The sequence below is a fragment of the Streptomyces sp. NPDC058257 genome, from assembly GCF_042881845.1.
GTDB lineage: Bacteria > Actinomycetota > Actinomycetes > Streptomycetales > Streptomycetaceae > Streptomyces.
In genome coordinates this window covers 360,182-379,044 of record NZ_JBHVXJ010000006.1, presented here as the reverse complement: position 1 = coordinate 379,044, position 18,863 = coordinate 360,182, and the positions used below count along the sequence as shown (strand labels likewise).

Below are 18,863 nucleotides of genomic sequence, written 5' to 3'. Positions count from 1 at the left end.
GGGTACCACAGCGCTGCGCGCTGTGCAAGCGAACACCCCTGCTTCGCAGGGGTGTTGCGCTCCCGCTCCGCGGGAGCGTTGGCGGAAACGCTCCGCGTTCCGCTCAACCAGGTTGCTGCGCAACCTGGTTGACGCCCCGTCCGCTGCGCTCCCGGGGCTTACGGGAGCTGCGCCCCCGTTGTGGCTTCTGCTGTGCTACAGCCACCTATGACGCTCCGCGTCACCAGGCGTGCCACGCTCCGCGCGGCCCACCCAACGGGCCTGACGGCCCGGCAGTAAGGGGCGGTCGCCTGTTGGTGTGGAGTAGCCGGGGTTGTGTTGTGCTTCAAAATGTATCGCGGCTTGAGTCTGGAACGGATGGATCATTCCGATCCATCTCCAGGATGATCCGGTCAGTGAAACTGCGCTACATCCAACCAACCTGCGCAACCGGCCCCGGACTGGGCTGCCGGGTGGCGTGGCGGCGAGGTCAGGCCCCTGCACCGAGCCGGCTGAAGGTCCAACGCAGCACATCCTGGTCGACTCGGGTACGGCCGGTGCGGTGGAGGGCTGTGTGGGTGTGGGCGGTCAGGCGGGCCCAGTTACGGAAGTTGCCGTGGGCGGCGCGGTTGTCGGCGAAAGCGATGTCCTCGGGGTCCGCATCTGCCCACAGGGGGTGGTAGAGCGGGATGACCTCCTGGACCTCGTCGAGGGTCAGGCGGGAGGAGTGCTGCCAGGTGAAGATGCGGGAGGACAGCATGGGTTCTTGGCGCAGCGTGGTGTGGCAGCCTTCGCCGCCAATGAAGATGACGGCGAGCTGGGTGTAGGGGTCGTCCCAGAGGTAGCGGATGTATTCCAGTTGGTCGCTGGAGAGCCATTGGGCTTCGTCCAGGACGAGGGTGCGCGGGTGGGTGGCGAGTGTTGCCTTGAGGAGGTGATCGAACTCGGTGGCGTAGCGGGGAGGTTGGCCTGGCAGCTGAAGGGCGGCGTGCAGTTCGTGGCGTACGGCGCGGGTGTGGAAGGTGATGCGGCGGATGTCTTCGCTGGCTTCGAGTTCGTGGAGGCAGCTGGTGGCGGCGACGGTTTTGCCGAAGCCGGCGTCGCCGTGGAGGCACATCATCGCGCGGGCGTTGATGGTGTCGGTGAGGTTCTTCCTGGCGGTGAGCAGGGCGGGGGTGGTGACCAGGCGGGCGTCGGGCAGGGCGGTGTACTGGTCGGTGGATGCAGGCGGCAGGCGGGTCATGGGGCGTCCTGGGCGGCTGGGTCTGAAGGCGTGGTGAGCCGGGTGCGGGCTTTGAGGGGGTCGGGGGTGGCCCGGTCGGCGGGTGGCGGTGCCGGCGGGATGAGGTTCGGCAGCGCGAGTGGGGAGAGGTCGCATTCGTGGTGGCGGGCCAGTTCCCGAGTGGCTTCGGCTGCGGTGATCGCGTTCAGGCGGCGGGTTTCGGTGGGGGTGGTGGCGGGGGCGAAGCGCTCGTGGCGCAGTCGTTCGGCGGCTTTGGCGTCGGCACGCAGCCGGTGGGCGCGGCGGGTACGGGCTCGGCGCAGTGCGGTGAGCTGTTCGTCGGTGGCTTGGTCGGCGAGGTGGGCGGTGTCCAGATGGCAGCCGTGGGGTGTGCAGACTTCGATCTCGTGGGTGTGGTGGGGCATGAAGCGCACCGTGGCCTTGAGGCCGGCCTGTCTGGTCATCCAGTCGGCGATGTAGTTGCGGTTCTTGAAACGCACCCCGTGGCTGGTGAGGGTTCGGGGGCGGCCGTCGTCCTTGAGAGTGAAGGAGCACACGTCGGCGGCGGGGACGTCACGGAGCGGGGTCGGGTCGCCCTGCCATGCTTCGAGCGGGGTGGCTGAGTGGAGCTCGGTGGGATGGTGCTCGGTGTTCCACCAGGCCACCCAGGTTAGGAGTTGTTCGGTGAAGGCCTGGAAGGTCATCGGTGGGCCGGCAGGTCGGCGGTCGGGGCGTTTGTGTGGCTTCTTGGGGGTGTAGCCGGGCAGGGCGGCGAACAGCATCACGGTGGCGCAGTGGTTGAGGTTCTCGATGCTCCCTTTCAGGTGCGGGCTGTAGGGCGGCAGGACGGTGATGTTCGAGTCCAGGGGAGTCAGTGCGGTGGCCACGGTGCGGGAGAGGAAGTCCTTGCCGCGGTCGAATCGCACATGCGCGGGGAGACCGCCGAAAGGGCCGTAGGGAGTGGAGCGCACGATCGCGGAACGCAGCGCAGCCAGGATGGAGGCACGGGTTGGGCAGCCCGGGGTGTCCGTGGCACCGGTGATCGCTTTGGTCGCGCAGTCGGTGAACCACGTGACGTAGGGGTGGAGAAGAGTGCCGACCACGTCCACGCGCAGCGGCGCCTGGACGTGGTCGGCCTCCCACATGTCGTTACGCCATGTCCGGGGACGCTTGGCGAACACGTCGTGAGCACGGGCGGCTTGGGGGCCCTGGCGATAGCCGGCCCGCTCCCCCGCGGTCAGATCCCGACGGACCGCACGCAGGAATGTCGCCAACGACGGCACCGGATCCAGTACCGGGACGGCGGTTGGTGGCGCACCGCCCGGGAGGGGCCGAGTGCCAGTCGACGGTGCTGGTGGCGGTGGCGTGGCGTCGCCGTCGGTGGTGCCGGTGCCCGCCGAGGGTATGGCGCAGTGGGTGCGGGCCCGGGCGACGGGTTCTCGGTGCACAGCGGAGGCGTTGCCGTGCCAGTACGCCGGCAGCACCCGGAGCTCAGCAGTTATCTCGAACCGGCCCGGTGCGGCGAGCTCCCGGGGCCAGGGTAGTGACGGGCCCGGCGCTGGCATCGGCCAGCCACCGCCACACCGTGCGCTCCGAGACGTTGAGGCACTGCGCGGTGGTGTGCACATGCCCTCGGCTGAGCCTGCCCTTGGCCCGCAGCTGGAGGAGATGCCCTACGGCCGGGGCACGCAGAGCGGTGAGCGACACGGCATCGAGGACGGGCTCGGCTTGGTCGGGTACAGGAGACGAACCGGCGGTGTCGTGAGCGGGGGTGGTGTTCATCGTGGGCCTTCCCGCGCGCGGGCGACGCCCGGCGTGGAGACGGGCGGGATAGTCAAAGACGCGGAGCAAGACGAGAACAGGACCGGGCCAGCAGCGCGGCACCGACCGTGTTCTCCGTGCGGTGATCCAGGGCCGCGTATGCATGGGAGGTGATCTTCGCCCAGGTAGGGAAGTTGCCGTGCGCGCACGTCTCGTCGGAACGGAGCAGGTCGGCGTCGGCCGCGGTGTGCCACAGCGGGGGGGGAACCGAGGCAGCACGCCTGGAACCTGCGCAGGATCCAGGCGTGGGATGTGCTGCCAGGTCAGCACCCGGGACGCCAGCGCCGGAGCCCGGGCCACGGTGCGCTCGGCGCCAGCCCCGCACAACACCAGCGACATCCTGGTGGCCGGTGCGCCGGCCAGCAGCCGCAGGTAATCCAGCTCCGGGCCGCAATACGCTGCACATCATCGATGACCAGCACCCCGGACTCCGCCAGTGCCAGAAGGAACACGCGGTCGGCCGCGGCCGCCGGCTCGTGACGCCTTCACGGGGAGGCTGAACGCGGCCAGCAGCGCGGCACGCAACTACGGGAGCGCCAGCTTCACACCTACCACCGCCCGACGGACCGGAACACGGTGCGCCAGCAGGCGCAGCGCCTGATACAACGCGACGGTCTTGCCCTGGCCAGGATCCCCGTACACACACACGATCCCGCGGGCGGCGGCCGTGTGCGCGAGCGCCTCGGTCACCTCCCCCAATTGCCGGGTCGAGACCACATACGCGCCCGGGACATACAGACGCACCCCGTCCGTGAACCGCGAGCTGCCCGCGGCCACGGCCCGGCCGGCCTCCGATACCGGCGTGGGCAAGATAGAGCAGGGTCTGCTGACCGGACTCGTCCACCGTTCCCGGCAGAGCGAGCTGGGCCAGAGCACGGTCATAGCAGTCCGGATCGACGTGTCCTTGCCGGGGCGAGGTGCTCTCCCGCACACGGCCCGCACGCAGGTGATCCCGTACGGCCCGGTGCATAGTCGTCAACGACGGGAGCCGCCCCTCAAGCGGTGATTCATCTCCGGCTTGTTCCAGCTCGCGGTGCAGCTGCGCAACATTCCCGCCCAGCTCCCGCAGCCGAACCCACCACACGTCACCGAGAACGAACCCCCGGCGACGCCCCACCGGCTCCAACTCACCCTCACGGGCCCGCGCCGGCCAACGCCCCACCATCCGTGCCGACACCCCAGCCGCCTCCGCCGAGATCCGAACATCCACCGCATCAAACGTCCCGGCCTGACCCAAAACCAGCAGACGGCCTACCACCACCTGCCAGGCCAGCACCCGTACACACGAGCGGGACACCAACGCCCCTGCCTCACGACCAAGCCATCCTCACCCAGGCGCCCCAGCAAACCCGCGAGCGGTGACACCTCTACAGCCATACCGTCCACCACACCACGCACCCCCCACCCGCAGCACAGGAACAAGCAACTCCACGACAGCCATCCACCACCTGTGCCACGCCAAACCCACAGACCATGACCATGACAGCGTATTAACCACCCCATAACAACCCACCAACACCACCCCCACCCCCGCCCAACAACACACAGCACAACAACCCTCATCAGAAGCCAAACCCACCGACACCCAACCCACCGACACCACAAAACCCATACACACGGGACACCAACGCCCCACTCTCATCCAAGCCGTCCTCACCCGGAACCGGCAGCATGGAATGATCTGGAGATGACCGAAGTCAGCAGTGCGGACGGTGGCACTTTTCGGCGCGAGACCGAGCGGGTCGTCAACGAGATCGCCCAGGAGTTCCGCACCTTGGACGACGGGGTGGCCTGGTTTTCCGACCTCTCCCTGGCGCGTCGGCAGGATGTACTGCGAGAGGTTGCTGGCTACGCCATGCAAGCGAACATCACGGCCGCGGACGGCCGCTCGGGAGTGACCCGGTCCGGGGTGAAGTCCACGGCCAACCCCTCAGTGATGATCTGTATGGACCCGCCCCGCTACAGTTTCGCCGGCCTGCCCGCCGACGAGCACGTGAAGGCGTTTCGTGTACTCGTCTCCGTGTTCACCATTGCCGACACCCGCCGCAGGGAGACGCACTGCAGGGATACCTGCGGACACACGTGGCATCACCTGCCCACACTCGCCGTGGAGCTGTAGCCGCGGCTGCTCCCAGCTTGAGCCGGTACCGCCACCGAGGGCCGTCAGGAACAGTCCAAGAAAATCAGAGCTAGCCCCTACCCAGCACGGCCACCCGCTGACAACCAACCACTGCCACCACACCACCCATTCACACGCGAGAAGGAGAACAGGCTGGAGAAGCTCGGCATGGTCTGGTCGCTGGCCGATGAGCGGTTCCAGGAGAACCTGGAGGCCGCCAAGGCGTACTACGAGCAGCACTGGAGTCTGTGCGCGCCCCGGTCCGCGACGATGCTGGACCGGCAGGTGGGGCAGTGGCTGTCGAACCTGCGGCGCACCGGTGCGCTGGATGGCCATCCCGAGTGGAAGACCGCGCTGGAGGCCGTGGATGGGCACTGGAACCCGGCGTGGCCGGCGGAGTGGCAGAGGCACTACGTCGCGCTGCGGGAGCTGGTGGCCGACGAGGAGGGCCAGGCCGACGTCCTGCCCGGGGTCACGATCCACGGCATGGACATCGGGTGGCTCGCCAAGCAGCGGACGCCGAAGCTCTGGCAAGCCCTGGCTGACGGGCAGTGCGAGCACCTGGAGCAGCTCGGCATCACACCGCTCGCCCCGGCCCCCGGGGGCGGAGGTTCCCAAGAAGGCGCCCACGGCGTGCATGAGCGCCTTCGAGAAGGGCGCCGCGGCCCCCTGGCGCAGTACAAGACTCGTGAGGGCTCCATGCTTGCATTCGAACTCGAAGGGCCGCTGGAATTCCGCGTAAGAGGTCAATTCATCCCCCGCTCCCTGGCCCGGCGGCCGTCACCGACGACGACCTGGCGCAGGTAATAGCGGTACATCTGACCGGCTCGAATGATCGCGATATCCATCATGGAGACCACGCCACACCGCCCTGACCTGCAATAAAAGGCCGGACAGTCGCACATCCCGGCAGGCGGGAGCAGCGGCCGAGCTTTCTTCCCCGCGTCCCGTCAGGCGGGAAACGGCCCCGGCCGACTCATGAATGTCATCGCTCTCCGGCAGCCACCACTTCACGGCCCGTACGACACCGACCAGCACCATTGAGCACCACCGAGTGCCAAGGAACGATCACCGGCTACCTCAGCCCCTGGCAGCCGCCGGGGGCTGAGGTCTGTCCGGCGGATCATGCTCGGAGATGCGCGAGTAGGTTGGCTGCATGTCTTCCGTACTTGTTGTTGGTTATGACCCGCAGGCGATACCCGGCGTTGACTCGGAGGGCCTTCGTGCGGCTTTAGATAAGGAGCTGGTCCGGTTCGCAGAGCACGACATCGAAGCGGCCATGACCCTGGTCGCGTTCGGTACGTCGGACAATCCCACGCTCGTCGCGTCGCTGGCCGAGCGTGCCTGGGACGTGGTGGTTGTCGGTGCCGGAATCCGCAAGACGGAGCAGCTGCTTCCGTTCTTCGAGCAGATCGTGAACCTGATCCGCCGTCATGCACCCCAGGCTGCCATCGCGTTCAACACCAGCGGTGGGGACAGCGTCGAGACGGCACAGCGCTGGCTCTGAGGTTTGCCAGGGAGGATCACCTGCAGAGCCAGAGTCGAACTGCGGCGAGGGTGACTGTGCCGTGGAAGACGTAGGCCCGTTTGTCATATCGGGTCGCGACGGCCCGGGAGTTCTTGAGCCGGTTAAACGTCCGTTCGACCTCGTTGCGGCGCCGGTAGCGCTCGCGGTCGAAGCCGGTGGGTCTGCCGCCATGGCTGCCGCGGCGTCGGCGATTGGCGCGCTGACTCGTGGCGGCCCGGATGGAACTCAAGCAACAGGCCGCGAAGTCTGCCCGGCCGGCTTCGGATTCCGACGCCGCTATGCAGTGACAGACCGTCTCGGCGTCACCGTGCGACAGCGTCCTTGAGCGGCAGCAGCACGGCGTGGAAGAGAGGCGCGTTCTCCATGCGCGGGCGGAGGTCTCCGAGGGTGTGCCAGCCCCAGCGCACGTACACGAAGGCGGCCTCTCCGGCCCCCGCGCAGGGGGTGGAGGAGCCGCCTTCGTCCGTCACGTCGACGCAACGTCCAGTGCGGGTGCAGCGTCCGGTTCTCCGACGTGCCGCAGCCAAGGCGACCGGGGCCTCGGTGGAGAGAGCCGGAGGCGATCCGCCTCGGACTCAGGGCCGGTAGAAGACCAGCATGGTGCCCGGGTTCTGGGGGTCGCGTTCGCAGTGGACGATCGTGACGTGGTGGCCCGCTCCCTGATCCACCCCCCGCTGGGTCTCCTGCGTGAAGCAGTCCGTCGCGGGGTCGCCCGGCGTGAACATCGAGGGGAGTTCGGCGGCCTGCGCGGCTCCGATGCTGAGGCCGGAGAAGGCCAGAACGCTGGCGGCGGCGACTGCTGCGCGCTTGAACTTGCGCATGTTTTCTCTCCTTACGTGCGTACGTGCAGTGGTGCGTGTGCGCCCCTGCGGCGCACGGGCCCGCTACTCGCGGAGCGTGGCTGAATCGGACCGGCCCCGCGGTCGGCCGGAGTCGTGCCTGCACGGGCGGGCGTCCCCGGCAGGGATGTCAGACCAGAGGGGTTTGTGTGACTGCCTCCGTCTTCAGGCGGTCGCTGCAGGCGGTGACGATGGCGGGTGTGACCGCAGTGAGGTTGGCCCCCCAGCTGACGTTGGCGTTGACTTCGCAGACCAGGAACTCGCCGCCGTCAGGCAGGAACAACAGGTCGACGCCGGCCACGCACAGGCCCAGGACCTGCGCTGCCCTGATCGCAAGATCCTCGCCGCGAGGGTACTGGCCAGGGCAGACGGTGAACTCTCCGCCCTGGGCCAAGTTCGAGACCATGCGGCCGTCGGTGGCCTGACGCGCCTGCACCTCCACGACCCTCCCGTCGACGACGACCACCCGCAGGGACCGGCCATGGGAGGAGGCGATGTAATCTTGCAGAAGATAGGGGACTTCGCTGCGCAGACTGCCGAGGACGCCCTGGAGCATGGCGGCGTCGGTGGCTAGGAAGACCTGCCTGCCGCGGTCGCCGCGCACGGACTTGACCACGCACGGCTCGGCCATGCCGCCCGCGACCAGCCACTCCAACGGAGCGTCCAGATGGGTGCGGGTGTCGGGGACCGGGATTCCGGCGGCGGCCAGGTTCTGCAGATGCCAGAACTTGTTGACGCAGCTGAGCACCGAGGAGATCGGGTTCACCAGGACGGTGCCCATGGCCTCAAGGTGCCGGAGCAGTGTGATCTCCCGGTCGGTGGACAGCGCCGGCGTCGACAGTCGCGCGTAGGCCACCCGCGGCGCGGCAAGTTCCCGCCCCTCACCGTCGAACAGGCACAGCCGCCCTGCGCTGATCCCCAGGAACAGGTCCTGGGTGCGCACCACCTGGCACGCCTGCCCGAACCGGGCACGGAAGGCATCCGCCAACTCCTCGGACACCCGGTTCTGGTCGAGCCCGGGTCCGATCACCAGCCAGACGGGCTCGGTACCACAGCCATTATCCGACATTGCGCATTTCCCTTCGAAAAGGACGAAGAACCGCCCGCTTAACCATGCGAGATCAGGCACCGCGGGGCCTTGGGACACGCCCGCGTCCGCCGCCGGGCTGTCCAGCCACGCGCCGGTGTCGCCGAGCCCATCGACCCACCTGCGGTGGTCGGAGAGCTTCTTCATGTTCAACCAGGTCGCCCGCTGGGCCGACTTCCTGAGCTGGTTGAACATGATTCTGCGGTCCAGCCTGAGTTCATGCCTCCGCCACGGTTACTCGCTCGGTCTGGTCGGCAAGGGCCTGGGGTCCTGTAATGGTTGCCGCAGCGAGGTCGAGGCGCGCGCCCTTGCGAGCGCCGGTAGTGGTTGGTGTACGACGCCTTCAGCGTCGTCTGCACCGTGCGCCGGTAAACCGGCCCCCGGGTCTTGAACTCGTGCACCAGCTCCCGCAGCGTCGCCTCGTCCCCGGACACCGCCGGGAACACGACCTGACGGACCGTCCCCTCCGGGGCGCCGAGCGACTCCTCGGCGAGCTTGAAGAGGATGTTCTTCTTGCCCGACACCTTCTTGAACGCGTTGATTAGCTGCTCGGTGCCCTTCCTCGCCGCCCGCGCACCGATCCGGTGCACCGTGGAGATCAGAAGCTCCACCAGCGTGTCGGTGATCTCCCGCTCCCGCTCGTGCAACAGCGCGGCCAGCAAGGTCACCCGCAGCGCCACCGGATATGTCAGCAGGTGGGAAGGCGACTCCACCGCGGCTCGCGCCCGCCAGTCGGCCACGACCTTCGGTGCGACGTCGATGAACAGATCCCGAGGCAGGCCGATCGCCCGCACTGCCAGGAGCTTGTCGATCTCGGTGAGCATGGTCTCCAGGTTCACGTTGCCCGGCGCTTCCTCACCCTCAGTGCCGCCACCCGCGGGGTCGTCCTGGTCGGCGCCGGCCGCCAGAACCACGATCCGCTCGATGCTCTCCACGGTCAGCCGGGAGGAGATCAGGGCCGTCAGCGACTCCTCGGCCGCCCGCAGGGCAGCCGCCACGATCCGATCACACCGGCCCGGCGTGGGCGGCTCGACGCTCTCCGTGCGGCAGCGCGTCAGCAGTTCCACCCGTACCTGCTCGGACCTGCGCTCCTTGTGTGCGACGTGCTCGACCAGATACGCCGTCAGCTTCCCCGCGTCCGCGACGCTGCGCTCATGGAAGCCGAGGTGCTCCCGGATCTGCGGGCGGTGATACTCGGCCGTGCGGCCCATCCAGTCGTAGGAATCCAGCTCCGAGGCGAGAACCTGCACCTGCCGGGCAACGAACTCCACTGCGTCGCCCGGCAGCTCTGCCCGGCTCCGGGAAAACCGTTCGTACTGCGTATAGAACTTCAACAGCACGGCGAAGTCCAGTCGTATCGCACCACGCTTGCCGGACACGAGCGCCTGCTCGTCCTTCAGCAGCGTCCAGTGCTCGACGAGTTCATCCAGGTCCAGCGGAGTACGGGCCACGATCGACGATCGTCCTCGCAGAGCTTCACCCACCGCAGCAGTACGGCCCCAGACTCACCTACACGGGTGACGCTCTCGCAAGATCACCGCTGTTTGCGGCTGGTGACATGGTTCCTACCGGCACCCCTGGTGGTACAGGTCGCCCCTGGGCGCCGCACCCGCACTTCGTATAGGGCCGTCACCACCTCGTCGGCCGGTGCATCGATCTCGCCTCAGCAACTCGAAGAAGTCCGATCAGAGTGGAAGAGCGGCGACCAGACGGCATGCCTGACGAACCAGGAGGGCCGACTCGTCGACGTGCTCGCTCTGATGCGCGCTGCTTTTCCGGCGAGGGACTTCCCCCCTCGCGCGGCAAGAGAGCCTCTTTTCGGCCATTGCGGGTGGTGAACTGGGCTGCTCGGAGCAAGAGTGGTTTGCCGCGCGGCGGTCCGCCTCACAATCTGCGACAGCGGGACGCAACGGACGGTCTGGCAGCAGTGGAGCTATCCGGTTGCAGTGGCCGAGCTGTTGAAACGGAAGCAGCTGCCGGTTCGGCTCTGTGGCCACGTTTCGGCGATGGCCGCCGTCACCGCTGAAACATAGGTGTAGAACACATCGCTGGGCCGGGAGGCGTCGTCGATGGGTGCCACCGTCAGGGCAGCGCCGAGCTGGAAACTCTCGCGCAGGCCGCGACCCAGTTCAAGTTGCACGCCCTGGCCGCGGAGGTTGCGGTTGGCGATGTTGCGCGGGTCTTTGCCGTCGATCTCCTGCGGGGGCGGTGAGATGGCGAAGCCTGCGGCGGCCAGGCCATCTTTGATGGCGGTCCCGAGTTCGGTGTCCAGGCCGCCAAGGTAGGTGGTCGCAGTGCTGTCGCTGGTGCCATGCCAGGACACCGTCCACTCGGCGGTCCGCAGGACCTGAAGGGCACTCGGCTCGTCGAAGCGGTTGCTGGTGATGTGTAGCGCGGAATTGCCGCTGCTCTTGAGGCCCTGGAGCGAGTAGAAAGAGGTCTTGAGCGCAGCGGCGCAGTAATCGGCAAGCTGTGTGGTGGGGTACTCGATCGCGCCGCCGTGGATGGCGATATTCGCTCCTCGGGCTCCATTGACGACTCTCGACGAGATGAGGTAGTCCCTGCCGCGGGTGTTATGTGCGGCGAGTTCGGCGTAGCTGGCATAGGTGTCGGCCAAGGGACTGGTCCTTACGTGGTGATGGCCAAGGGATCCACACGTGGCGCAGACAGAATTTTCATCGCGAGTGGTTCCAGCGGGTTGATCCAAACGGACGGTGCCGACGGGTTTGACGCAGCTCGAGCCTGGCGATGGAAGTGCTTGCAGTTCTCATTTTCACATCGGGCTGTTCGATTCACCGCCGGTGGCCGTAGAAGCCGTTCGGGACGGTAGGCGTAGGACACCGCCCCTGCTGTCCAGGGCCGGCCGACCCGCACCTGCGGACCGGCGAGGAACTCCCCGGTGCCTCGACAGCGTGATCAACCATGGAAGGGCTACGAAGCTGACGGTCAGCATCCCTGCCCGGGTGATTGATGGGCCAGGCCGTGGCATCGATCCGGCTCGGTGATTGCGGAGATCCTTCCGACGCCGCGCTATTCGGGAGTCACCGGTGGTTCCCGCCGGCTATACCGTGCGCGGATCTCGGCGGTGATCGCTTCGGATTCGGTGACAGCTTTGAGGGAACGGGCAAGCTGGACCCGGGCGGCCGAGCGGTGTTCGGTGTCAGCAATGCCCGACAGATTGGCTTCCGCGATCACTGCCGCGATGTCCAGGGCCGCACGGGCGGAGGACGCGGCCACGGCGAGGTCGGGGACCACATCCGCCTTGGCTACCGCGATGAGCCTGCGGGCGAGGCAAACCACTTCGGCCGCGGTGCGCGCGGTGCGCAGCGGTACTTCGGTCGCGGCCGTCAACGCCTCCTGGACGGCCACGGCGTGTGCTCGTGTGCTCGTGGCGGTGGTTCTGGGCAAGCGGTGTGCGGCGAGTACGGTGCCGAAGGCGGCCGCGTCGTCTGCGGACAGGCCGAGGGCGGTGCTCCGTAGTTCCTCAGCGGCCGCCCGTGCGGCGAGCAGGTCGGATTCGTGTGCCGCACATTTCGGGTGGCCGATGCTGAGGTTGCAGACCATGGAGATCAGGGCGGCGCCTACCGCGGTATTCATCGCCGCGGCCGCCCCGGCTCCGGGCGGGAACGACGCGGAAGCCAGATCGTCGAGCCATCCGCCAACGGTTTCGTCTCGCACGCAAGTCTCCCTCGGGAAGGACGGGTATGTCTCGAGTAAGCGCACAGAACGGCCCCGGGCGGGCGTGCTTCATTCCCGTTCACACGGTGAGCTTTTCTGGCCTTCAGTGTCCCCCCGCAAGCAACATGGCCTAAAGGAGCCGGGTGAACAGGGCGCAGGTGGCCGGTTCCGGCGCTGGCAACTATGAGCTCAACGGCGGGCACACTATACGTAATATCCATCTACATACCTGGGTATTCATACAACTCATGACGACACCGGACATCAGCGCGCTCCTGAAACGCATCGGATGCGCCCGGCCGCTCCGGCCCGACGCTTCCGCCCTGCGCGGGCTGTACCGGGCATGGCAGCGCCAGGTTCCTTACGAGAACATCGACACCCAACTCGGCCGGCCCATCACCCTGGAAGCCGACGATCTCATTGGCAAGTTCGGACACCGGCGCCGCGGCGGCCAGTGCTTCGAGACCAACGCCGCCTTCGCCCTGCTGCTGCGCGGCATCGGATTCGAGGCGATTCTCGTCGACGGAGCAGCGGACCGCGAGACCTACGGCGACGGGCGATGGGGAGGACACAACGCGCTGCTCGTACGGAGTCAGGACGAAACCTGGCTGACGGACGTCGGCCTGGCCGACCCGTTCCTCGATCCGCTTCCTTTACGCGAGGGCCGCTATCGGAGCGGCGAATTCGAGTACGCGCTGGAACGGTTGGATGAGGGGGCGTGGCGAGCACATCATCACCCCGCAGCCCTGCTGTCCTCCGTCGACTTCCGCACTACGGCCCGCCAGGCTTCGCACTACGTCGCACAAGCCAACAGCCAGCGCGGACAACTGATGGTCCACCTGCACAGGGACGGCTACAAGCAGGCTCTGCGCTCCCGCACCGTGCGACGTGCCACCCACACGGGCGACACGCACATGCGCACGCTGACCAGCATCGAGGAGTTCGCCCAGACACTCGCCGAGGTGTTCGGCGTACCACTGGACGATCTTGGAACCAGCGGCCTTCACGCTTTGTGGGACATCACCGGCGAACAACACACGAGATGGCTGAGCAACCGCGACAAGGCCCGCTGACGCAGCCAGACGGCCTTCCGGCGCCCGGCCTTCCCCGCCGGGTGCGCGGCATCAGCGATCCCTCGTTCGATCACGTACCTTGCGCAGCGCGGCCTCGACTCGAACCGCGTCGGCCGTGGCAGTGACTTCGTGGACCCGGACGGCCCACGCGCCCTGGGCGGCTGCCAGAGCCGATGCAGCTGCCGTGGCAGCGTCGCGGGCACGCACCGGCCGGGGTTCATCGGTGGCCGGGTCAGCCAGCAGCGTGCCCAGGAATCGCTTGCGGGAAGCACCGACCAGTACCGGACGGCCGAGCCGGGCCCAGGCGTCGATTCTCGCCAGCAGGGCCCAGTCGTCTTCGCGAGTCTTGGCAAAACCCAGTCCCGGATCGACGATCACCTGGCTCGGGTCCACCCCGCCCGACACCACAGCGTCCATTTCACGCTCGACTTCCTCGATGACCTCACCCACGACGTCCCCGTAGCCGGCCAGTTCATCCATGCGAACGGACTGCCCCCGCCAGTGCATCACAACGAAGGGGACACCCGTTCCAGCAGCTACGCTCACCATTCGAGAGTCTGCGCGCCCCCCGCTGACGTCGTTGATGATGCGTGCACCCACATTCACCGCAGCCTCTGCTACGTCAGCACGCATGGTGTCCACGCTGATTAACACACCGCCTTCGGCCAGGCCCTGGACGACCGGAATCACCCGACGCAGTTCCTCCTCGCAGGTAATCCGCACAGCGCCCGGACGTGTCGATTCGCCGCCGACGTCTACCACATCCGCGCCCTGTGCAACCAACTCCAAACCATGCGCTAAAGCCCGATCGGAATCCAGCCAGAGCCCTCCGTCCGAAAACGAGTCCGGGGTGACGTTGACGACGCCCATAACCCCGCAGCGATCCCAATCGGGCAGGCCAGGCAGAGGGTTCTCATACGCGCTCATGGAGGAATTGTGGCTGGCGCCTGCCCAAAGCATCATCCATTCAGAGAATGACCTCATCAGCGACCCGGCAGTGCGCCGCCGAAGCCGAGCAGAGGTGTGCTCACCGGGTCAGTAGTTGTTTCTCTTCCTCGTCGCCTGACCGCCTCGGGGTACGCATGTCACAACCCAGTTCTCAGAACGGGGCAGGACCGTTTGTGAAGGGATCTATGTGCGAGGGTGGAATTGGGCGATCCGCCTCCGTCTGTGCCGCAGAGCCGATAGCTTGATCCATCTGCCGACAGCGGGAAGAGGATGGACCATGGCTAAGAAGAAGGCCAAGGCCGCGCCGGCTCTGACCCCGGTCCGGACCGACGACACCACCAGCAGCAATGGGAAGCAGCCGTCAGCGATGACGTGGGCGTCCTTGGCGTCGGTTTTGCACTGACCGCGGTAGCCGGCCGCGGCGCGGTGGACGGTCAGGCCGGTGAGGTAGACCATCGGCTGTTCATGGGCGAGCAGGAGCCCGATGAGCAGAGCGGCGCTGCCGTGGTTGGTGTCCACTGCCCACAGCACCTCGCCCGGGTTGGCGGCGAGCACATCGCGGATGAGTTCCAGCAGCTCGGGCTCGTCGTTGCCGACGCGGCGCGACAGTCGCTGTTCCCCACGGGCGTCGAGTGCCACGCAGTGGTGAGGTTCTTTGCCGATGTCGACCCCGGCCCAGATCTTGAACATGTCCGCCTCCGTCCGCTGTTCGTTCTGCGGTCCCGCGGACGGCCTCACCGGCGCTGTCCTACACAGCGATCAAGTCACGTATCCCAATGAGCGGTTGGGGCCGTCACGGACTCCGGGCGGCCAAGTTCTTTCAGCCATCCAGCGGCGACAAGCTCACTGCCATACCCGGAGCCCTCGGGTTCACCGATCCTACGAATGACCGGCGTGGGCACGCGTCAGAACAGTAGGACAAGCTCAGCAATCACTATCGGATCTGATTTTCGAACCGCCGTGAACCCCGCCGTGAACCCTCGGATTGCACGGGTTCATTGGACGCGTCGACTCCCTGTCGTCAAATGATCGTTTGCCGACAGGGAGGCCCTGCGCCCCTGTGCGGTGCGTTGCTCCAGGCCGTCCAGGATGAGGGCCAGGCCCGCCTCGAATGCGGACTCATGATCGATCGCCGGCACATCCGCCGGTAGTGCGATGGTGCCGGGGCTCGGTTCCGCCTGTTCCTCCAGGACGCTGCCGACCGTGAAGCGGCCAGCAGCCAGCATCGCCATCTGGGCGTCACGCTCGGGCACACCGGAGGTGATGAGGAAGTCCATCTTGCGGCGGATCCGGTCGAGGTCGCTGGTGGGTGTGGTGCCGGCGTGGAGGCGTGCGCCATCCCGGCGCATCAGCAGGGTGTGCCTGAAGCTGCGCGTGTTCTCCCGGAGCCAGTCACGCCAGTCGTCGCCGGGCGTCGGTAGCGGTTGCGCCGCGTGGGGCGCCATCGCCGCTTCCGCCATGGCGGCCAGGAGGTCTTTCTTGGTGCGGAAGTACCAGTAGAGCGACGGCTGCTCGACGCCCAGGCGCTTCGCCAGCTGCCTCGTGCTGACGGCGTCCAGTCCGACTTCGTCGAGCAGGCCGAGCGCCTCCGTGATGACGGTCTCGCGGTTCATCTTGGTCACGTTGACAATCTATCGCTGATAGATGAACCTGCAAAGGAATCATTCACTGATAGATTCTGGAGTGGGACCATGACCACGCGATCGGGAACACAATCCTTGCGGGTCCTCGTCGCCGGCGGCGGGGTCGCAGGGCAGGCCCTGGCGTTCTGGCTCACCCGGGGCGGGCATCGGGTGACCGTCGCTGAACGCTTCCCCGCACTGCGGGCCACCGGCGCTCAGGTCGACCTGCGGGGGCAGGGCATCGAGGCCGTCAACCGGATGGGCCTCCTCGACGCCGTTCGCGACGCGCTCGTGGACGAGGCGGGTGTCGCCTTCGTAGACGCCCATGGCAAAGCCAAGGCGACGATCATGGCCAATACATCCGGAAAGGGCCGGCAGACCCTCACCTCCGAGTACGAGATCATGCGCGGCGACCTGGCGCGCATCCTCCACGACGCGACGAAGAACGACACCGAGTACGTCTTCGGCAGGAGCGTGGACGGCTTCGAGCAGGACGAGCACAAGGTCATCGCGCACCTCTCCGACGGCTCATCCGGAGAATTCGACCTTCTGATCGGCGCGGACGGGCAGGGATCACGCATCCGGCGGGCGCTCCTGCCGCAGGGCTTCGACCCGTACTGGCGCGTCGGCATGCACATGGCCTACTGGTTCGTCCCGCGCATCGCCTCCGACAGCAACATCCGGGACACCTACATGATCCCGAAAGGCCGCCAGGTCATGCGCCGCAGCCACAACCCGACTGAGACCCAGGTGTACTTCGTAATGCGGGACGAATCCAAGGAAGCCTCCGCGATCCACCGCGCGCCCGTCGAACGCCAGCAGTCATTCTGGGCCGACCGGTTCCGCGACGCCGGCTGGCAGACCGAGCGCTTCATTGAGGGCATGAGGACCAGCCCGTTCTTCTACTCCCAGGAGATCGCCCAGGTGCGTACCGACACCTGGTCCAAGGGCCGCGTGGTCCTGGCCGGCGACGCCGCGCACTGTGCCTCCCCCTACAGCGGCATGGGCATTTCCGGCGGCCTGGTCGGCGCCCACGTCCTGGCCGGCGAGATCAACCGCCACCCCGGCGACCTGCCGACCGCCCTGGCGAACTACGACAGAACCCTGCGACCCTTCGTCGACGAGATCCAGGGCGAAGTCAACCCGCGCCTGCTGCGCTTGGGCATGCCGATGACTCAGCGCGCGATCGACGTCTTCCAGGCCACCACCGCACTTGCCTGCTTCCTCCGCGTCCCGGAACTCACCGCACGCTTTTCCAGGGAAGACCGCGGCGGCGACTGGCAGCTCCCCGCCAATCCGGCACCGAGCAGCGCCGCGTAGAAACCCTCAGCTTGTCCTACCGTTTTGGCTCGGGCCCACGCCGGTCATTCGTAGGATCGGTGGACCCGAGCCAAAACGGTAGGACAAGCTCAGCCCCTGCGCCACGGCACCTCGTCGGCCGGCCGGTGGTTCAGTGACCAGGACCTCGCCGGCCCGTCCCCGAGCAGCGGGTGGTTGCCGTGGGTGATGACGGCGATGACGGCGATGGCCAGCATCCCGGACGCCGCCCAGGCGCCGAGCCCCGCGCGCGCTCCACGACAGATCGGCGGCGTTCCTGCGCCGCTCTCCGATGCGATCCATGCCTCACCCCACCAGCAGTGGACGCAGCCGTGTCGCGGTGAGGCGTCGGACCAGCGGCTCGGGCCACCGGCGCATAACGTGCATCAGCAGCACACCGACCACGGCGCCCACCACGAGACCCGCCACCGCATCGTGCGGATAGTGCGCCCCGACCCAGACCCGCGAAGCCGCCATCGCGCACGCCGCCCCGACCGCGACCGCACCGAGGCGCCGCGAGACGAACATCATCGCCACGGCCGCCGCGGCGGCGATCGCCGCATGGTTGCTGGGGAAGGACCAGTCGCCGGGCGCCGGGCACGCCTCCAGGGTCGCCACCCTCAGGCTCTGGCACGGACGGTCCTCGCGTACGAGCATCTTCACCACGTCGTTCACGGCGTACGCCACGACCACCACCACAGGCACCGCGAGCGCCGCGAGCGCGGCCGAAGCGCTCGCCCGGCGCGCCCGCCACCAGACCACGACCATCAGCACGGCGAATGCCGCCAGTCCGTACGCCGACCAGGCAGACACCACGCTGTCGAGCCAACCGGGCGCATGCGCGGCGAGGTTGGTCACGTCCCGGTAGACGGAGCCGTCGATGCCGGACCCATCGAGAGCAAGGGGCACAGGGGAAGTCATCCGCGGTCCCCCTTCGCGCCTGTGCCCCGACGCGAGCGCAGCAGCTCGGCGACGAGCGGGATCAGTGACACCGCGACGATCACCGCGACCAGCGGCAGCAGATAGCGGTCCACGTTCGGGATCGAGGAGCCAAGACCGTACCCGGCGAGGGTCAGGCCCAGACGCCCACAGCCTGCCAGACGATGAAGGTGCGCGCGGGCACGTTCAACGCCCCGGCCAGCGGGTTCAGCACCGTACGCACCACCGGCACGAACCGCGCCAACACGATCGCCTTCGCTTGCCCGTACCGCTCAAGGAGTTCCTCGGCTCGCTTCGCACCTTCCGACAGGCGCGCCGAGCGGCTGCGCGCGAGCAGCGCACCGCCCGCCCTGCGCCCCAGCAGATACCCGCACTGCGCGCCCGCGAGCGCACCCACGGCGGCGACGACCAACAGCGGCCCCAGGGAGAGATGAACCCCATGGCTCGAACCGCCCCCGGCGCACAGCAGTCCCGCTGTGAACAACAAGGAGTCACCGGGCAGGAAGAATCCGATCAGCAGCCCGGTCTCGGCGAACAGCACCACGCCGACGCCAAGCACCCCGAACGCGGTCAGAAGCGAGGAGGCGTCCAGCACGTTCACGGCGAGCTGCGACGACAGAGACGGTAGTGACGATAGAGACAAGACAAGAGGTGTGGTCATCGGTGGATCCTTCGCCCAGGCTGGTGGCGG

Annotated in this window: 17 protein-coding genes and 4 pseudogenes; 5 read left to right on the top strand and 16 right to left on the bottom strand. The window is 67.5% G+C overall.

The genetic code is table 11. The features are described 5' to 3' along the window. Positions 1-469: 469 nt before the first annotated feature. The 3 genes and pseudogenes from ACFVXC_RS18490 to ACFVXC_RS18480 all read right to left on the bottom strand — a co-directional run bounded on the left by ACFVXC_RS18490 (position 470) and on the right by ACFVXC_RS18480 (position 3,832). Positions 470-1,222, bottom strand: coding sequence for an AAA family ATPase (locus tag ACFVXC_RS18490; protein WP_389906465.1), 753 nt, complete (start codon positions 1,220-1,222; stop codon positions 470-472). Then, positions 1,219-2,893 (bottom strand): annotated as a pseudogene (locus ACFVXC_RS18485) (Mu transposase C-terminal domain-containing protein). The gene ACFVXC_RS18490 and the pseudogene ACFVXC_RS18485 overlap by 4 nt, the downstream one beginning before the upstream one ends. Positions 2,894-3,547: 654 nt before the next feature. Beyond that, positions 3,548-3,832, bottom strand: coding sequence for a hypothetical protein (locus ACFVXC_RS18480; RefSeq protein WP_389906464.1), 285 nt, complete (start codon positions 3,830-3,832; stop codon positions 3,548-3,550). Positions 3,833-4,709: 877 nt separating this feature from the next. Between ACFVXC_RS18480 and ACFVXC_RS18475 the strand changes: the two genes are divergently transcribed. The 3 genes from ACFVXC_RS18475 to ACFVXC_RS18465 all read left to right on the top strand — a co-directional run bounded on the left by ACFVXC_RS18475 (position 4,710) and on the right by ACFVXC_RS18465 (position 6,648). Further along, positions 4,710-5,141 (top strand): DUF5958 family protein, encoded by a 432-nt coding sequence (locus ACFVXC_RS18475; RefSeq protein WP_389906463.1) that lies wholly within the window; start codon positions 4,710-4,712, stop codon positions 5,139-5,141. 168 nt (positions 5,142-5,309) lie between these two features. After that, positions 5,310-5,948: a helicase associated domain-containing protein gene (locus ACFVXC_RS18470; protein WP_389906462.1), complete on the top strand. Its 639-nt coding sequence runs from the start codon at positions 5,310-5,312 to the stop codon at positions 5,946-5,948. A gap of 349 nt (positions 5,949-6,297) precedes the next feature. After that, positions 6,298-6,648 carry a hypothetical protein gene (locus ACFVXC_RS18465; RefSeq protein WP_389906461.1) on the top strand — a complete coding sequence of 117 codons (351 nt, stop codon included), beginning with the start codon at positions 6,298-6,300 and terminating at the stop codon, positions 6,646-6,648. A gap of 16 nt (positions 6,649-6,664) precedes the next feature. Here the strand turns inward: ACFVXC_RS18465 and ACFVXC_RS18460 are convergent. The 7 genes and pseudogenes from ACFVXC_RS18460 to ACFVXC_RS18430 form a co-directional block, all read right to left on the bottom strand. Continuing rightward, positions 6,665-6,871 (bottom strand): annotated as a pseudogene (locus ACFVXC_RS18460) (IS5/IS1182 family transposase); the annotation flags it as partial. Positions 6,872-6,971: 100 nt separating this feature from the next. Then, positions 6,972-7,139, bottom strand: coding sequence for a hypothetical protein (locus ACFVXC_RS18455; protein WP_389906460.1), 168 nt, complete (start codon positions 7,137-7,139; stop codon positions 6,972-6,974). Positions 7,140-7,244: 105 nt separating this feature from the next. Then, a complete protein-coding gene (locus tag ACFVXC_RS18450) occupies positions 7,245-7,490 on the bottom strand; it encodes a hypothetical protein (protein ID WP_389906459.1) in 246 nt (81 codons plus the stop codon). Between the two features lie 148 nt (positions 7,491-7,638). Next, positions 7,639-8,790, bottom strand: coding sequence for a RimK family alpha-L-glutamate ligase (locus ACFVXC_RS18445; RefSeq protein WP_389906458.1), 1,152 nt, complete (start codon positions 8,788-8,790; stop codon positions 7,639-7,641). Continuing rightward, complete coding sequence (locus ACFVXC_RS18440; protein ID WP_389906457.1) at positions 8,745-10,046, bottom strand: DUF4158 domain-containing protein; 1,302 nt, start codon at positions 10,044-10,046, stop codon at positions 8,745-8,747. The genes ACFVXC_RS18445 and ACFVXC_RS18440 overlap by 46 nt, the downstream gene beginning before the upstream one ends. Before the next feature lie 482 nt (positions 10,047-10,528). Then, on the bottom strand, positions 10,529-11,212 hold the full coding sequence (locus tag ACFVXC_RS18435) for a poly-gamma-glutamate hydrolase family protein (RefSeq protein WP_389906456.1): 684 nt from the start codon (positions 11,210-11,212) through the stop codon (positions 10,529-10,531). A 413-nt stretch (positions 11,213-11,625) separates the two neighbouring features. Next, entirely contained in the window at positions 11,626-12,273 is a 648-nt protein-coding gene (locus ACFVXC_RS18430) for a cyclodeaminase/cyclohydrolase family protein (protein WP_389906455.1), read from the bottom strand. Between the two features lie 143 nt (positions 12,274-12,416). On the opposite strand from ACFVXC_RS18430, the gene ACFVXC_RS18425 reads away from it, so the two are divergent. Next, entirely contained in the window at positions 12,417-13,346 is a 930-nt protein-coding gene (locus ACFVXC_RS18425) for an arylamine N-acetyltransferase (protein ID WP_389906454.1), read from the top strand. A gap of 51 nt (positions 13,347-13,397) precedes the next feature. On the opposite strand, the gene folP is transcribed toward ACFVXC_RS18425, so the two are convergent. The 3 genes and pseudogenes from folP to ACFVXC_RS18410 form a co-directional block, all read right to left on the bottom strand. After that, positions 13,398-14,273 carry a dihydropteroate synthase gene (folP, locus tag ACFVXC_RS18420; RefSeq protein ID WP_389906453.1) on the bottom strand — a complete coding sequence of 292 codons (876 nt, stop codon included), beginning with the start codon at positions 14,271-14,273 and terminating at the stop codon, positions 13,398-13,400. A 381-nt stretch (positions 14,274-14,654) separates the two neighbouring features. Then, a pseudogene (locus ACFVXC_RS18415) lies at positions 14,655-14,984 on the bottom strand (transposase); the annotation flags it as partial. 305 nt (positions 14,985-15,289) lie between these two features. Then, entirely contained in the window at positions 15,290-15,907 is a 618-nt protein-coding gene (locus ACFVXC_RS18410; RefSeq protein ID WP_389906482.1) for a TetR/AcrR family transcriptional regulator C-terminal domain-containing protein, read from the bottom strand. A gap of 78 nt (positions 15,908-15,985) precedes the next feature. On the opposite strand from ACFVXC_RS18410, the gene ACFVXC_RS18405 reads away from it, so the two are divergent. Next, on the top strand, positions 15,986-17,236 hold the full coding sequence (locus ACFVXC_RS18405; RefSeq protein ID WP_389906452.1) for an FAD-dependent monooxygenase: 1,251 nt from the start codon (positions 15,986-15,988) through the stop codon (positions 17,234-17,236). Positions 17,237-17,325: 89 nt separating this feature from the next. Here the strand turns inward: ACFVXC_RS18405 and ACFVXC_RS18400 are convergent, their stop codons facing one another. The 3 genes and pseudogenes from ACFVXC_RS18400 to ACFVXC_RS18390 form a co-directional block, all read right to left on the bottom strand. Further along, positions 17,326-17,451 carry a hypothetical protein gene (locus ACFVXC_RS18400; RefSeq protein ID WP_389906451.1) on the bottom strand — a complete coding sequence of 42 codons (126 nt, stop codon included), beginning with the start codon at positions 17,449-17,451 and terminating at the stop codon, positions 17,326-17,328. 88 nt (positions 17,452-17,539) lie between these two features. Next, positions 17,540-18,142 carry a phosphatase PAP2 family protein gene (locus tag ACFVXC_RS18395; RefSeq protein WP_389906481.1) on the bottom strand — a complete coding sequence of 201 codons (603 nt, stop codon included), beginning with the start codon at positions 18,140-18,142 and terminating at the stop codon, positions 17,540-17,542. 8 nt (positions 18,143-18,150) lie between these two features. Beyond that, positions 18,151-18,833, bottom strand: a pseudogene (locus tag ACFVXC_RS18390) (DedA family protein). Positions 18,834-18,863 lie beyond the last annotated feature (30 nt).